The following is a 14,733-nucleotide window of genomic DNA, read 5'->3' as shown; positions in this document are numbered from 1 at the left end:
GGGGCGTGCCGGTCACTCTTCACTGGTGACCTCCAGGGGGTCCTTGTCGTCGCGCAGGCCGCGCCAGGACGGGAAGCGCAGCCGCCCGTCGCGCGTCCGGGCGCTGTAGGCGACCTCGCCCACGAGCCGGGGCTCGACCCACTGGGCGTCGCGGGCGAACTCGCGCGGGACGGGCTCGTCGTACGGGCTGGTGGGGCGGCGCAGCGGCCAGAGCGTCTCGTACAGCTCGTCCAGGGCCCGGTCGGTGAAGCCGGTGCCGACGTGCCCGACGAAGCCGAGCAGGCCCTTGACGTCGTACTCGCCGAGCAGCAGCGACCCGACCCCGCCCTCGCGGCGGCCCTTGCCGGGCTTCCAGCCGCAGACGATGACCTCGCGCGTCATGAAGTTCTTCACCTTGCGCCAGAAGTCGACGCGGCGGCCTGGACGGTAGGGCGAGTCGAGCCGCTTGGCGAGCAGCCCCTCCAGGTGTTGCTCGCGGGTGAAGGCGAGTAACTCGTCCACTTGGTCGGTGTCGCCGCCGTGCAGATATGGGGGGACCTCCACGGGTCCGGTCCCCGCCAGGTCGAGGTCGGCGAGGAGGGCGCGGCGCTCTGCGTAGGGCATGTCGTAGAGGAGGTGGCCGTCCAGGAACAGGACGTCGAACACCACGTACCTGACGGGCACCTCGCGGATCAGCCGGGGGTCGGGGTGGGTCACGTGCATGCGGCGCTGGAGACGCTCGAAGCTCGGACGTCCGTCGTCGAAGGCGACGACCTCGCCGTCCAGGAGGACGTCGTGGTCGGGGAGGAGGTCGGCCAGCGCGGACAGCTCCGGGTAGCGGCCGGTGACGTCGCCGCCGCGCCGCCCGCCGGCGCGGACGCCGTCCGCGGACACGTGCGCGAGGACGCGGACGCCGTCCCATTTCAACTCCAGCCCCCATCTGTCTCCGTCCGAGGGCAGTTCTCCGGTCGCGGCCATCATCGGCTCAACGGGCCACGGCATCGTCATACCGGCGTCTTACCCTGTCCCGCCCGACGGAAAAGGATCAAGGGCGCGCTGTGGCGCAAATCGAACGGGATTGCGACGCTAGGGGCAAGAACCCGCTGGGTAAGGACGGGACATGCGCAGTATTTGGAAGGGCTCCATCTCGTTCGGGCTGGTCACGATACCGGTGAAGCTGTATTCGGCGACCGAGCAGAGGGACGTCAGCTTCCACCAGGTCCACCGCGAGGACGGGGCGCGCATCAAGTACAAGCGGGTCTGCACGGCGGACGGCGAGGAGGTGTCCTACTCCGACATCGCGAAGGGGTACGAGCTGCCGTCCGGCGAGATGGTCGTGCTGACCGACGAGGACTTCGCCGACCTGCCGCTGACGACCAGCCGCCGGATCGACGTCCTGCAGTTCGTCGAGCGCGAGGAGGTCGACCCGATCTACTTCGCGAAGTCGTACTACCTGGAGCCGGACGCCCAGGGCGCCAAGCCGTACGTCCTCCTGCGGGACGCGCTGGAGAGCTCGGGCCAGGTCGCCATCGTCAAGATCGCGTTGCGGCAGCGGGAGTCGCTCGCGACGCTGCGGGTGCGCGGCGGAGTGTTCGTGCTGGAGACGATGCTCTGGCCGGACGAGGTCCGCGAGGCCGACTTCCCGTTCCTGGACGAGGACATCGAGGTCCGCAAGCAGGAGCTGTCGATGGCGACCTCGCTGATCGAGTCGATGGAGGGCGAGTTCGACCCGACCGAGTACAAGGACGCCTACCGCGAGGCGCTGCAGGCCGTGATCGACGCGAAGATCGAGGGTCGGGAGGTCGCGCGTCCCGCCGAGGAGGCCGAGGAGGCGCCCGCCGCCGACCTGCTCAGCGCGCTGCGCGCGAGCGTCGAGGCGGCGAAGAAGAGCCGCGGCGAGAAGAACGGGAAGGCCGCGTCCGGCAAGGACGGCGCGGCGAAGAAGTCCGCCTCGCGCAAAGCCTCGTCGGGGTCGGGGACGAAGAAGGAGCCGGCGAAGGGCCGGAGCCGCAAGTCGGCCTGACGGCCCGCCGCCGGCTCGTCCCGCGAGTGAGACCGGGCTAGAACGGGACGGTCGTGCAGATGTTCCGCGCTCCCGCGTCGCCCGTGTCGTGGTTCGTCGGCTTGGCGTGGATGACGAGCGCGCCCGCGGCGCCCTTCGCGACCCGCCAGTTCACGATCGACCCGGACTTGGTGACGCCGTCCTCGTTCACGGTGGCGTCGAGCCAGATCTCCTTGCTGTGCATCGGCTCGTCGGGCTTGGCGTCCGGGTTCTGGTAGTGCGGCCCGGCGTCGGCGGGGAGCGGCCCGCACTTGTTGACGTGGACGTGCACGCCGAACGTCTTGCCGACGGCGTCCTTCGGGAAGCCGGAGGCGTACAGCCGGACCTCGGTCCTGTTCTCCTCCCGGGTGACGGTGATCCTGGTCTTGACGTCCTTGTACGCCTGGTCGTACACGTACGACGGACCCTTGACGACGATCCTGTCCGGGCAGCTGTGGGCCATGGCCGGGTTGGCGAACGCGATGACGGCGGCGCCTGCGACGGCCAGCGGGGCGGCGGCGCGCACGGATGGGCGCATGACGTTCCTCTCCCATACGACGGGGTTTGCGACTGGGCGTGATTCGGCCACCGGTGCCCGGGACCGGTGGCTCACGATCATGCCCGGCGAGCCGGGGAGGTCACCCCGCGCGCCGTCGCGGGGGTCGACGAGTGGCGCGAGCCGCGCGCCGAGCGGTCGGGTTCTCCCGGCGGGCGGTCGGCACGGGGTGCGGTGCGGGGTGCTGCGCGGATGCGAAGGCCGATGGCCGGCGCCTCTGACGAGACGCCGGCCATCGGGGGAGGGGGAGATCAGCTCACGGGCTCCAGCGGAGCCGACGGAGGGGCGGACGGAGGGGCGGACGGCGACGCGGGTGCGGGCGCGTCGCCCTCGTGGATGCCGTACCGGCGGTACAGCCGGGCGAGCGGGCCGGGCGCCCACCAGTTCGCGCGGCCGAGCAGCCGCATCGTCGCGGGCACGAGCAGCGCCCGGACGACGGTCGCGTCCAGCAGGATCGCGACGGCCATCCCGACCCCGACCATCTTGATGAACGAGACGCCGGAGGTGGAGAACGCGCCGATGACGACGATGAACAGCACCGCCGCGCTCGTGATGATGGAGCCGGTGCGCTGCACGCCCGCCGCGACGGCGGCCGTGGTGTCGCCGGTCAGGTCGTACTGCTCGCGGACCCGCGACAGCAGGAACACCTCGTAGTCCATGGAGATCCCGAACAGCATGGCCAGCATCAGGATCGGCATGGCGGGGGAGATCGCGCCGGTCGCGGTGAAGTCCAGCAGGCCGGACAGGTGGCCGTCCAGGAAGATCCACACGACCACGCCGAACGTCGCCGACAGCGACAGCATGTTCATCGCGATCGCCTTCAGCGGCAGCACCACCGACCCGAACGCGAGGAACAGCAGGACGAACGTCGCGCCGCCGACGAACAGCGCGAGCCACGGCAGCGTCGAGCCGATCCCGCCGAGCTGGTCGACGACCTCGGCGGTGACGCCGCCGACGCGGGACTGCGCGCCGGGCGGCGGCGGGACGTCCCGCACCGACTTGACCAGCGAGCGGGCCTCGTCGGAGTTCGGGTCGGCGTCGTGGCGCAGCGCGATCCGCGTGGTCTCGCCCTTGGCGCCGGTGACGGTCGCGGAGGTGATGCCGGGCACGGCGGCCAGGCGGTCCCCGTACGCCTGGACCGCGGCCCGGTCGGACGTCCCCGTCACGATGGCCTCGATGGGGCTCGTCCCGTTGCGGGGGAACTGCGTCTCCAGGGTCTCGGAGACGACCCGCGCGTCCGCGCCCTCCGGGAGCGCCTTGGCGTCCACGCCGCCCCAGTTGATGTGCAGCAGCGGGGAGCCGAGCGCGAGGAGCAGCGCGACGGTCGCGACGACGTAGCCGATCGGGCGCCGCATGACGCTGTGCGCGAGCCGTCCCCACAGGCGGCCCTGCTCGCGGGCCTCGGACCTCTTCCGCCGCCGGACCGACAGCGCGTTCACCTTCGGGCCGAGGACGGCGAGCAGCGCGGGCAGCACGGTCAGCGCGCCGACCATGCAGACGAGCACGGTCGCGATGCCGCCGTAGCCCATCGAGACGAGGAAGTTCTGGTTGAACAGCAGCAGCCCGGACAGCGACACGGCGACGGTCACGCCGGAGACGGCGACGGTGCGCCCGGCGGTGGCCATGGTGGCGGCGAGGGCGTCCTCGGCGGACGCGCCCTCCCGGCGGATCTCCTCCCGGAAGCGGCTCACCATGAACAGCCCGTAGTCGATGGCGAGGCCGAGCCCGAGGAACGTGGTGATGTTCACCGCGAAGATCGACACGTCGGTGACGTAGGTGAGCGCGTGCAGCGCGGTGAACGAGCCGAGGATCGCGAAGCCGCCGATCAGCAGCGGCAGGCTCGCCGAGACCAGCCCGCCGAAGATCAGCACGAGCAGGATCAGCAGCACCGGCATCGCCATGCCCTCGGCGCGCGCGATGTCGGACGAGACCCGCGAGTTGATCGCGTTGCCGGTGCCGACGTTGCCGCCCACCTTGGCGGTGAGCCCGCCGCCGACCTTGGTCAGGTCGTCTTTGATCAACTTGTAGTTGTCGCTGCGGGCGCCCTCGTCGGCGCCGGCGAGCTGGAGGACGGCGTAGGTGGCGGTGCGGTCCTTGCTGACGAGCTGCGGCGAGTGCGTCGTCCAGTAGGTGGCGGTCCCGGTGATCTTGTCCTTCGGGAGGCCGGCGAGCGCCCGCTCGACGGCCGTCCGGTAGCCGGGGTCGTCGACGGACGTGCGCCCCTGGTAGAGGATCACGACGTCGGCGGCGTCCCGGCCGAGGTCCCGCTCGACGATCTGCGCCGCCTTCGCGCTCTCGCTGCCCGCCTCGTCGAAGCCCCCGCCGCCGCCGAGGGCGCCGAACACGCCCGTTCCCCAGACGCCGCCGAAGACCAGGGCGGCCCCGGCGATCGCGAGGACCCAGCGGCGGCGCCGGTGGACCCATCGTCCCCATCGATCGAACATCGTCTGCTCCCGCTCAGTGACGCCGTGTAAATTTGGTGAACGCTGTAAACTGCGAACAGCGTTAACTTTGCATACGGCGTTCGCTTTCGTCAAGGGCGTTCTTGGGGAATCATCGGAGGCGGCCGGACGGCAGGCCGCGGACCAGGGAGGGCGACGTGGAAACCCGACGCGACCGGCTACGCGCGGCCACGGTCAAGGAGATCTCCGAGACCGCACGGTGGATCCTCGTCGAGCAGGGGCCGGAGGCGGTCACGCTGCGGGCCATCGCCCGCGAGATGGGCATGACGGCCCCGGCGCTCTACCGCTACTTCGACAGCCACGGCGAGCTGCTCAGGCACCTCGTCGGCGAGCTGTTCAACGAGCTGACCGACGAGCTGCACGCGGCCATGCACGCGGTGCCCCCGGGCGACATGAGCGGCAAGTTCCTCGCGGTGTCCCGCCAGTTCCGGTACTGGGCGCTGGCGCATCCCCGCGAGTACGCGCTGCTGTTCGGCGCGCCCGTGCGCGGCGCGGACAGCGAGGAGGTCGACTTCGCCGACGAGTGCGCCCGCCGGTTCGGCTGGACGTTCATGACCCTGTTCCTGGAGCTGTGGAAGAAGAGCCCGTTCCCCGTCCCGCCGGACGAGGACATCGACCCCGCCCTGCTCCCGCAGCTGCGCCGCTACCGCGACGAGGTCGTGGAGGTGGAGCTCCCGCTCGGCGTGATCCAGGAGTTCCTGCGGTGCTGGATCAGGCTGCAGGGCGGCGTCAGCCTCGACGTCTTCGGGCACCTCGACTTCGCGCTGGAGGACGCCGAGCCGATGTTCGAGCTGATGCTCAGGGAGACCGGCGAGACGCTCGGCCTGAAGTACACCCCGCCCGCCCGGCCTGCCCCGCCCGATCAGGGCTGAGCGGCCGCGGGGAGCCGGACGGTGAACGCCGCCCCCGCACCCGGACGGCCGTGCGCGGTGAGCGTGCCGCCGTGGCCGTCCACCACCTCGCGGGCGAGGGCCAGCCCGAGCCCGAGGCCCCGTCCCTCGGCGGCGCGGGTCCCGGGACGGACCGGCGGCGCGCCCGCGAGCAGCCGGGCCGTGTCGCGCGGGTCGAACCCCGCGCCGTCGTCGCGGACGGTCAGCTCCACCGTCCCCGGCGTCCCGGACAGCGTCAGCCGGATGTGGCCGCCCGGACTCGTGTGCCCGAGCGCGTTGTCGACCAGCGCGGACAGCACCCGCCGCAGCGCGGGCGCCGAGCCCTGGACGAGGGCGCCTCGGACGACCGCGCCGTCGGGACGGCCGACCTCGATCGTCACGCCGCGCTCGCGGGCGCGGGGCGACTCGGCGGCGGCCAGCTCGGCGGCCAGCGCGCCGAGGTCGACCGGGCCGAGCGCGGCGGGCCGCCGCCCGATCCGCGCGGACGTCAGCAGGTCCTCGACGACCTCGCCGAGCTGCCGCGTCCCGGCGACCAGGCCGTCCAGATCGGCGGCGAGGTCGGCGGTCACGCCGGCGTCCGCGTCGGCGCGCAGGCGGCGGGCGGCGAGCTGCGCGCGGGTGTGCAGCCGGGTCAGCGGGGCGCGCAGCTCGTGGCCGACATCGGCCGCGAAGCGGCGGCGCCGGGCGAGGGCCTCGTCGAGCGGCGCGAGCGTCCGGTCCGCGACGGCGCGGCCGAGCAGCAGCGCGGCGGGCAGGCCCGCGATCTCGGCGGCGGCGAGCGCGCGGCGTAACCGGCGGCGGGCGGCGGCGTCCAGGCCGGGCGCGGCGGCGGCGTAGACGGCCGGGCCGAGCGCGGCGAGCAGCAGCGCGGCGCTCCCCGCCGCCCCGGCGGCGACGCGGCGGCGGGCCCGGTCGAGGAGCGGCCGGTCCGGGTCCGGGACGCGCCGATCCGGGACGTGCCGAGCGGGGACGCGCCGATCCGGGACGTGCGGGCCCCGCCGCCCGCGGTGGCCGTTCACAGCTCGCCCAGCCGGTAGCCGACGCCCCGGACGGTCCGCACGACGTCCGCGCCGAGCTTGGCCCGCAGGTAGTACACGTAGGTGTCCACGATCGACTCCGTCCGCGCCTCGTCGAACACGCGCTGCCGCAGCGACGCGCGGGTGTGCACCTGCCCCGGCCGGGTCGCGAGCGCCATCAGCAGCCGCGCCTCCTGCCCGGACAGCGCCACGTGCTGCCCGGTCGGCAGCCGGACGAGCCGCGAGCGCGGGTCGAGCCGTCCGGCGCCGAGGGGCAGCACCTGGGCCCGGTCGAGGTGCCGCCGGTGCAGCGCCCGGACGCGGGCGAGCAGCTCGTCGATCTCGAACGGCTTGACGAGGTAGTCCTCGGCGCCCGCGTCGAGCCCGGCGACCCGGTCGGCGACCGAGCCGAACGCGGTCAGCACCAGCGCGGGCGCGGTGACGGCCCGGCCGCGCAGCCGCCGGACCAGCTCCACGCCGTCCAGGACGGGCAGGCCCCGGTCGATCACCATCGCGTCGTAGTCGCGGCTCAGCCCGAGGTGCAGCCCGCGCTGGCCCTCGGCGGCGAGGTCGACGGCGTATCCGTGCTCGGCGAACAGAGCGGCCAGCATCCGCGCGAGCTCATGGTCGTCCTCGACGATCAACAGCCGGCGTGGCGGGCCGCCGGGTTCCGTTGAATCGGCCACGCCACAACGCTCCCACCGCCGCCGCCGGGGGGCCATAGGTCCGGGCAATACTGGTCAACTTTCTTTAAAATTTGAACCGATTCCCCCGGCGGCCCGTCTTCTCTTGATCAACTTTTGCCGCCGGAACCGCCGGAACGCGCCGGAACGCGCCCGGCGCGCGCCGTCAGGCCGCCTCCGGGACGGTCTCCGGCCCGGCCGGGACGCGGGTGCGCTCCAGCCGCTCGGGCAGCGCCAGCCGGTACAGCGGGACGGCGCTCGCCGTGGTGATCACCGCGACCAGCACCAGCATCGCGAACAGCTCCCGCGTGATCATCCCCTGCGCCAGCCCGATGTTGATGAAGATCAGGATCATCAGCCCGCGCGCGTTCATCAGCCCGCCGACCGCGTAGGAGTCGCGCCGGTCGAAGCCGAGCCCGCGCATCGCGAGCGCGCAGCCGAAGTACTTCCCGCAGAACCCGGCGGTCATGATCGCGAGGAACGCGAGCAGCATCGTCCCGCCGGCGATGCCGCCGAGCTCGGTGTTCAGGCCGGAGAAGGCGAAGAACACGGGCAGCAGCAGGGTCGAGACGACGCCCATCATCCGGGCGTGCAGCACCTGCCGGAACGCCGGGTCGCGGGGCATGGCGAGCCCGGCGACGAACCCGCCGAACACCGAGTAGACGCCGATCCAGTCGGTGATCCAGCCCGCCGTGAGCGGGACGAGCACGACCACGTACAGCGCCGTCGGGCCGAGCGAGCCGGTCCGGCCGACCTCCCGGCCGAGCGGGCGCAGCAGCCGCCTGACCGGCAGCAGCATCACGGCGGCGAACACGGCGGCGAGGAGGATGGTGCGCAGCGCGCCGTCCACGCCCGTGCCGAGGCGCCACGCCGACAGGACCGCGAGCAGGCACCACGCCGCCGCGTCGTCGATGGACGCGGCGAGCAGCGACAGGCGTCCGAGCGGGGAGTTCTCCAGGCCCCGCTCGTACAGGATGCGGGCCAGCATCGGGAACGCGGTCAGCGACAGCGCGCCGCCGACGAACAGGGCGAAGTGCCACCGGCTGACGTCCGTCCGCGACAGCGTCCCGTACAGCGCCGCGCCGACCGCGAAGCCGAGGGCGAGCGACGGCACGATCCCGGACAGCGCGAGGACGGACGCGCGGCGGCCCTCGCCCGGCGTCCGGGAGCCGTGGTCGAGGCCCGCGCCGACGAGGAACATGTAGAGCGTCAGCCCGATCGTGCTCAGCACGTACAGGATGGGCCTGACGTGTTGCGGGAACACGGCCTCCTGGCCGTCCGGCCACACCTGGCCGAACAGCGTCGGGCCGAGCAGCACGCCCGCGACCATCTCGCCGAGGACGCGCGGCTGCCCGACCGTGAGGGCGAGCCGCCCGCACGCCCACGCGGCGAGCAGGATGACGACGAGCGCGGGCAGGACGTCGAGGACGAGCGCGAGGTTGGGGTCAGCGGGAGCCGCTGCGATCTGGAGCATGGTCGGTCTCCATCTGCGCGAACTGGGCGAAGTGGCGTTCGCAGAGCCGCTGCCGGCGCGCGTCCCAGACCATGTAGGTGCCGAGGACGAGCTGGACGAGGCTGCGCCCCACGTCCTCCACCCGGTCGCGCGACCAGAGGAACAGGAGCGCGGCGCGGCGCGTCCGGGCCCGTGCCGCTCGCGGGACGAGCAGGCACGGCCCCCGGTTGGGCAGCGAGCGGGTGTGCGCCGCCGCCGTCGCGAGCGCGTACCGGCGGACGGTCTCGCGGGCCGCGGCCCGCATGGTGAGGGGAGCGAGCCGCCAGGCCGGGCAGGGCCGGTTGGCGGGCATGCCGAACGGGATGTGGTTGACCTCGCGGGCGGCCGGGCCGTCCCGGAACCGCTCCGGGCAGAACCGGTCGGGCTCCGCGAACCCGGCGCGGTGGAACTCGGGGTAGTCGAAGCAGAGCACCGAGCCCTCGGGGAGGGTTGTCCCGTCGCCGAGGTCGATGTCGCCGGTGGTGATTCGGTGCGCGACGCCGAACAGGGGGTAGAGCCGCAGCGTCTCCTGCAGCACGCGGTCGAAGGCGCGGTCGTCGCCGGTGAGCGCGGTGGCGGCGGCGTCGGGGTGGCGCGCGAGCACCATCAGGAGGTGCGCCATCGCCTCCGACATCTGCACGACCGCAGTGTTGAAGAACGTCCCTTGCAGGTAGTAGGCCTGTTCCTCGGGGGAGAGGCCGTCCGGGAGCGGGTGCCGGACGTCGTCCAGCCGCCCGAGGAGGTAGCGGGTGAGGCGGTCCCGCCGGGCCATGTGGCGGAGCCCGCAGCACTTCAGCGCGGTGACGACGTCGTCGGCGTTGCCGACGATCAGGTCGCGGGCCGCGCGCGGGCACGGCTCGCCGAACACCAGCTCGTAGTAGAACTCGGCCCACACCGGCATCATCAGGTCGCGCAGCCGGACGAGCCGCGCCCGCTCCCCGACGCCCTCGTCGAGCACGCGGGCGGCGCATCGCCGGGCCAGCTCCTCCGCCTCCCCGCGCGGGACGGCGAGGAACCGCCGCGTCGCCCGCGCGACCTCGTCGTACCGCTCGCCCGCCTCCAGGTGCTCCTGGTGGACGTGCGCGCCCGGCGACAGCCAGTACCAGAACAGGTCCGACAGGACGGCGCCCCGGCTCCGCCCGCCCGCCGCCGGGTGCGAGTACACGTCCCGGAACAGGCCGACGCCGACGAGGTCGCCGGGCACCGGGATGCCCTCGTCGCCGTTGATCCGGGCGAACACCCGGCCGCGCAGCGCGACGACCCGGCCGGGCAGCCACCACGGCAGGCTCGCCAGGACGGCGAGCGCCGCGAGCAGGACGAGCGCGGTCAGCATGGCCGCAGCACCAGGTCCGCCCCGAGGTCGTGGACGGACCGCGCCCCGCACAGCGTGAGCGCGTCCTCCACCTCGGCGCGCAGCAGGTCGAGGACGCGCCGCACGCCGCGCTCGCCGTCCGCCGCGAGGCCCCACACCACCGGCCGCCCGACCCCGACGGCGGACGCGCCGAGCGCCATCGCCTTCAGCACGTCGGTCCCGCGCCGGACGCCGCCGTCCAGCAGCACCGGAACGGTCCCCGCCACCGCCTCCACGACGCCGGGCAGCGCCTCGACCGCCGCCGGGACGGTGTCGAGCTGCCGCCCGCCGTGGTTGGACACGATCAGCGCGGAGACGCCGTGGCCGAGCGCCCGCCGCGCGTCCGCCGGATGCAGGACGCCCTTGAGGACGATCGGCAGCGACGTCATGTCGCGGAGCCGGTCGACGTGCTCCCACGAGATGGCGGGGGAGAACTCGATCGGCCGGACGCGGCCGGTCTCGTCGCGCATGTTCTCGCAGCACAGCCCGGTGGGCAGGTCGTGGAAGCCGTGCCGCTCGTCCCGGTCGCGGCGGCCCCGGACGGGCGAGTCGGCAGTGACGACGAGCGCGCCGCAGCCCGCCTCCTCGGCCCGCCGGACGAGCAGCTCGGTGAACGCCGGGTCCGGCTGGACGTAGAGCTGGAACCACAGCCGGGCGCCGGGCGCGGCGGCGGCGACGTCCCCGACCGCGACCGTCGACGCCATGCTCACGATCATGATCGTCTCGGCGGCGGCCGCCGCCCGCGCGGTGGCCTTCTCGCCCTCGGGGTGGGCGAGCCGGTGGAACGCGGTCGGCGCGACCAGCACCGGCGCGGCGGCGCGGTCGCCGAGCAGGGTGACGCCGAGCTCCGGCTTCGCCGCGCCGCCGAGCACGCGGGGCAGCAGCGCGAGCCGTCCGAACGCGGCCTCGTTGGCGCGCAGCGTCACCTCCTCGCCCGCGCCGCCCGCGAAGTAGTCGTAGTGCGCCGGGTCGAGCCGCGCGCGGGCGGCGGCCTCGAACTCCCGGACCGACGACGGTGGCCGCACGTCACACCGCCGTCGCCCTGGCGGCCTGCCGGGCGAAGAACGCGCGCAGCGGCTCGGCGTGGACGTCCTCGGACGTCCACTCGTTCTCCAGGTTCTCCGTCACGTGGTGGACGGCCACGACCGCGCCGTCCACGTGGTGCCGGACGATCGGGTGCAGGTAGTGCCCCTCGTGCGCCCGCCCGGCGTCGCTCTGGCGGATCCGCGTGACCGTGATGTCGAACGGGTCGACCCTGTCGTGGTCGGGCCCGTAGTCGAGCGTGATCGTGAAGTGCCCGAGCGGGCGGCCCGGCACGGCCGTCGCGACCGGCTCGTCCAGGTCGGCGGGGACCTCCTCCAGGTAGCGGGCGCCGCCCGCGTGGTCCAGGACGATCATGTCCGCGAGCACGCCGAACTGCTGCCACAGCCCGGAGCTGCGGTTGACGCGGGCGAGCACCGCCGCCGCGAGCTCCGCCGGGTCGGCGGACAGCGCGGCGCCCGGCCACGCGGCCCCGTGGTAGCGGGACTCCAGGACGCGGTGCAGCGCCCGCGTCCCGTACCGGAACCCGTGGATGAACCCGCTGGTGCCGTGCTTGAAGTCGCGCGACTGGGTGAGCGTCCCGGCGAAGTACATGCCGGGGACGTCGACCGACTCGTAGGCGGCGGTGAGCGCGGGGAACCGGCCGTTGATCGTCAGCGCCGGACGGCAGCGGGGCGTGAAGATCGAGGCGTCCAGCGCGAAGCCGGTGCAGACGATCACGTGGTCGTAGGGGATGTCCTTGGTGACCTCGTCCGCGCGGGCGAACGCGACCGTGGCGAGGTAACCGCCGCCGGGCCGCCGCTCGATCCGCCGGACCTCGCCGTCCAGGATCGCGTTCTGCGACTTGAGCTGGTAGGTGTCGAGGAAGTTGTTGTTCACGGCGCGCAGGTGGCCGACGAAGTGCGTCCGCCACGCGAGCTTCAGCGAGCGCGGCCCGGCGACGTGGATCACCGCCGCCGTCTCGATCAGGTTCTCCGCCGTCTCGAACGCCGAGTTGCCCTTGCCGAGGACGAGGACGCGCTTGTCCACGTAGTCGCGCGGGTCGGTGGAGTGGTCCCCGTACAGCTCGGCCGTCTCGATGCCCGGGATCGGCGGGACGTTCGGCCGCCCGAACCCGGTCGCGACGACCAGCCGCTCCGCGACGTGGACGCCGCCCCGGTCGTCGGTGACCTGGAAGCGGCCCTCGGGGTCCTTCGCCACCTCGACCGCGCGGGTGCCGTAGGCGATGTCCAGCCCACGACGCTCTGCGAAGTCCGCCAGGTAACGGACCATCTCGTCGGCCGGCGGGAAGTACCGGTCGGAGTAGCGGGTGAACAGGAGCTCCGGGTCATCGGAGAGCAGCGAGTTCCAGTCCATCCGCAGGTTCAGCTCCGGGTCGGCGGTCCCGGTGTGCTTCTTGTTGATGGAGATCAGCGTCCGGTGCCGCGGGTACGTCCGGAAGAACGTGCCCGGTCCGGGGCCCGCCTCCAGGATCAGGTACGCGCGGCCCGCCTCGGCCAGGAAATGGCCCAGTTGCAGGCCCGCCGGCCCGGCGCCGATCACCAGGTAGTCCAGGGGTTGGTTCGCCACGACACCCTCCGCCACGACGATGTGATTGAACGGTCAACCCAAGTGAAATCGCCGAATCTCAGAGGTTGATCAGAAACGTTCGTCAAGAAGGCAGGGGGCGCGGATGGGGCCGGAGGTGGGGCCGGTGCGCGGTGAGAAGGGCGCGTTTGTCGGGCTTTCCGCTCGGCGCGGCGGGGACGCCGGGGACGACCGTGATCGTCCGGGGGACGTTGTCGTCGCCCAGCTCGTCCCGGACCAGCGCCGCCATCTCGGCCAGCGCCGCGTCGTCCGGGGCCCGGCCGCGCGCCGGGACGACGAACGCGTGCACGGCCTCCCCTGTCTCCTCGTCCGGCGCGCCGGCGACGTACGCCTCGGCGACGTCCCGGTGCCCGGCGAGGACCCGCTCGATCGGGCCCGCGTACACGACCATCGCGTTCACCATGACCGCGTCGCGGGTGCGTCCGTCCAGGTGGAGGTAGCCGTCGGCGTCGAGATGGCCGAGGTCGCGGGTGCGGAGGCGGCCGTACCGGAGGACGTCGCCGGTCTCGCCGGGGTCGTCCCAGTAGCCCGTCATCTGGTACGGGCTGCGGACGTGGATCTCGCCCGTCACGCCGGTCGGGGTGGCGCGGCGGTGCTCGTCCCGGACACTCACCTCCACGCCCGGATGCGGGCGGCCGACCGACGTCAGCCGTCCGGCCGCGACGTCGGCGGGCGTGAGCATCGACACCGAGCCCGCCTCCGTCTGCCCGTACCCGTTGTAGACGACCGGGCCGAGCCGCTCCGCCGCCTCCGCCAGCCGGTTCGGGCCGAGCGGCGACCCGGACACCATCAGCGCCCGCAGGGACCGGACGTCCGGCGCGTCGTCGCCGCGCAGCAGGTCGAGCATCCGCCCGAACCTCGGGACGGTCACGATCGACCCGGTGATCCCGTACCGCTCGACGGCGTACGGGAACAGCGGGCGGCCGTCGTCCTCGGGGATCACGGCGGTGCCGCCGCCGAGCAGGCACGGCGCGAGGAACTCCAGCACGACCATGCTGGCCAGCGTCCCGAACAGCAGGTAGCGCTCGAACGCGTCCGCGAAGGCGGCGGCGACCGGGCCCCACCTGTCCGGCTGCCACGCCCAGTGCGCGCTGAGCGCCCGGTAGGTGACGGCGCAGCCCTTCGGCCGTCCGGTGCTGCCGCTCGTGTAGGCGAGCAGGGCCGCGTCGTCCGGGCGGGCCATCACGTCGAGCGTCGGACGGCGCGACGCGGCCAGCTCGTCCAGCCGCAGCACCTTGACCGGCCCGGCCGCCGCGAGCAGGCCGGGCGTCCCGGTCGAGCGGTCGACGACGAGGGCGTCGACGCCCGCCCGCAGCACGTGCGCGAGCTGGCCCGGCGGGTACCCGGGCCGGACGCCCACGACCCGGCAGCCGCGGATGTGCGCGGCGAGGTGCGCGGCGAACGCCTCCGGCGACACGCCGGTGCGCACCGCGACGCCGTCCCCCGGCCCGAGTCCCGCGTCGCGCAGCGCGCCCGCCATCGTCCCCGCGAGCTCCAGCAGCCCGCCCCGGGTCACGAGCCGGTCGCCGTGCTCGAACGCCGCCGTGCGGGGCGACTCCAGGAGCGCGCCGATGAGGGGACGCGGGAAAAGGCTCATTGTCCGGCTCCCTGGTTCCACGCAGAATGCATGAGCAC

At 73.6% G+C, this 14,733-nt stretch carries 12 protein-coding genes; 2 read left to right on the top strand and 10 right to left on the bottom strand.

Features of this window, described 5'->3' with window-relative positions; genetic code table 11:
* Positions 1-12: 12 nt before the first annotated feature.
* Positions 13-987: a non-homologous end-joining DNA ligase gene (ligD, locus tag FXF68_RS15020; protein WP_148759610.1), complete on the bottom strand. Its 975-nt coding sequence runs from the start codon at positions 985-987 to the stop codon at positions 13-15.
* A 112-nt stretch (positions 988-1,099) separates the two neighbouring features.
* Between ligD and ku the strand changes: the two genes are divergently transcribed.
* The gene (gene ku, locus FXF68_RS15015; RefSeq protein ID WP_148759609.1) at positions 1,100-2,002 is read left to right on the top strand and encodes a non-homologous end joining protein Ku; all 903 of its coding nucleotides are present in this window, start codon (positions 1,100-1,102) and stop codon (positions 2,000-2,002) included.
* A gap of 37 nt (positions 2,003-2,039) precedes the next feature.
* Here the strand turns inward: ku and FXF68_RS15010 are convergent, their stop codons facing one another.
* Complete coding sequence (locus tag FXF68_RS15010) at positions 2,040-2,558, bottom strand: superoxide dismutase family protein (RefSeq protein WP_187437933.1); 519 nt, start codon at positions 2,556-2,558, stop codon at positions 2,040-2,042.
* A 269-nt stretch (positions 2,559-2,827) separates the two neighbouring features.
* A complete protein-coding gene (locus FXF68_RS15005) occupies positions 2,828-5,020 on the bottom strand; it encodes an MMPL family transporter (protein WP_148759607.1) in 2,193 nt (730 codons plus the stop codon).
* Positions 5,021-5,175: 155 nt separating this feature from the next.
* On the opposite strand from FXF68_RS15005, the gene FXF68_RS15000 reads away from it, so the two are divergent.
* The gene (locus FXF68_RS15000) at positions 5,176-5,910 is read left to right on the top strand and encodes a TetR/AcrR family transcriptional regulator (protein WP_148759606.1); all 735 of its coding nucleotides are present in this window, start codon (positions 5,176-5,178) and stop codon (positions 5,908-5,910) included.
* Here the strand turns inward: FXF68_RS15000 and FXF68_RS14995 are convergent.
* From FXF68_RS14995 to FXF68_RS14965, 7 genes are all read right to left on the bottom strand, one after another.
* A complete protein-coding gene (locus FXF68_RS14995; protein ID WP_148759605.1) occupies positions 5,901-6,947 on the bottom strand; it encodes a sensor histidine kinase in 1,047 nt (348 codons plus the stop codon). The genes FXF68_RS15000 and FXF68_RS14995 overlap by 10 nt on opposite strands.
* Positions 6,944-7,630, bottom strand: coding sequence for a response regulator transcription factor (locus tag FXF68_RS14990; protein WP_246178703.1), 687 nt, complete (start codon positions 7,628-7,630; stop codon positions 6,944-6,946). Before FXF68_RS14990 ends, FXF68_RS14995 begins: the two co-directional genes overlap by 4 nt.
* Before the next feature lie 163 nt (positions 7,631-7,793).
* Positions 7,794-9,101: a cation:proton antiporter gene (locus tag FXF68_RS14985; RefSeq protein WP_148759604.1), complete on the bottom strand. Its 1,308-nt coding sequence runs from the start codon at positions 9,099-9,101 to the stop codon at positions 7,794-7,796.
* Positions 9,073-10,452 carry a cytochrome P450 gene (locus FXF68_RS14980; protein ID WP_148759603.1) on the bottom strand — a complete coding sequence of 460 codons (1,380 nt, stop codon included), beginning with the start codon at positions 10,450-10,452 and terminating at the stop codon, positions 9,073-9,075. The genes FXF68_RS14985 and FXF68_RS14980 overlap by 29 nt, the downstream gene beginning before the upstream one ends.
* Positions 10,446-11,495: an alpha-hydroxy acid oxidase gene (locus FXF68_RS14975; RefSeq protein ID WP_148759602.1), complete on the bottom strand. Its 1,050-nt coding sequence runs from the start codon at positions 11,493-11,495 to the stop codon at positions 10,446-10,448. The genes FXF68_RS14980 and FXF68_RS14975 overlap by 7 nt, the downstream gene beginning before the upstream one ends.
* A 1-nt stretch (position 11,496) precedes the next feature.
* Positions 11,497-13,080, bottom strand: a complete 1,584-nt coding sequence (locus FXF68_RS14970; RefSeq protein ID WP_222869951.1) for an NAD(P)-binding domain-containing protein — start codon at positions 13,078-13,080, stop codon at positions 11,497-11,499.
* 82 nt (positions 13,081-13,162) lie between these two features.
* Positions 13,163-14,695 (bottom strand): class I adenylate-forming enzyme family protein, encoded by a 1,533-nt coding sequence (locus tag FXF68_RS14965; RefSeq protein ID WP_148759601.1) that lies wholly within the window; start codon positions 14,693-14,695, stop codon positions 13,163-13,165.
* Between the last annotated feature and the right edge of the window lie 38 nt (positions 14,696-14,733).

It is taken from the genome of Actinomadura decatromicini, from assembly GCF_008121305.1.
In the GTDB taxonomy this organism is placed as follows: Bacteria; Actinomycetota; Actinomycetes; order Streptosporangiales; family Streptosporangiaceae; genus Spirillospora; species Spirillospora syzygii.
The sequence above is the reverse complement of the archived record's forward strand: the minus strand, read 5'-3'. Positions and strand labels throughout refer to the sequence as shown.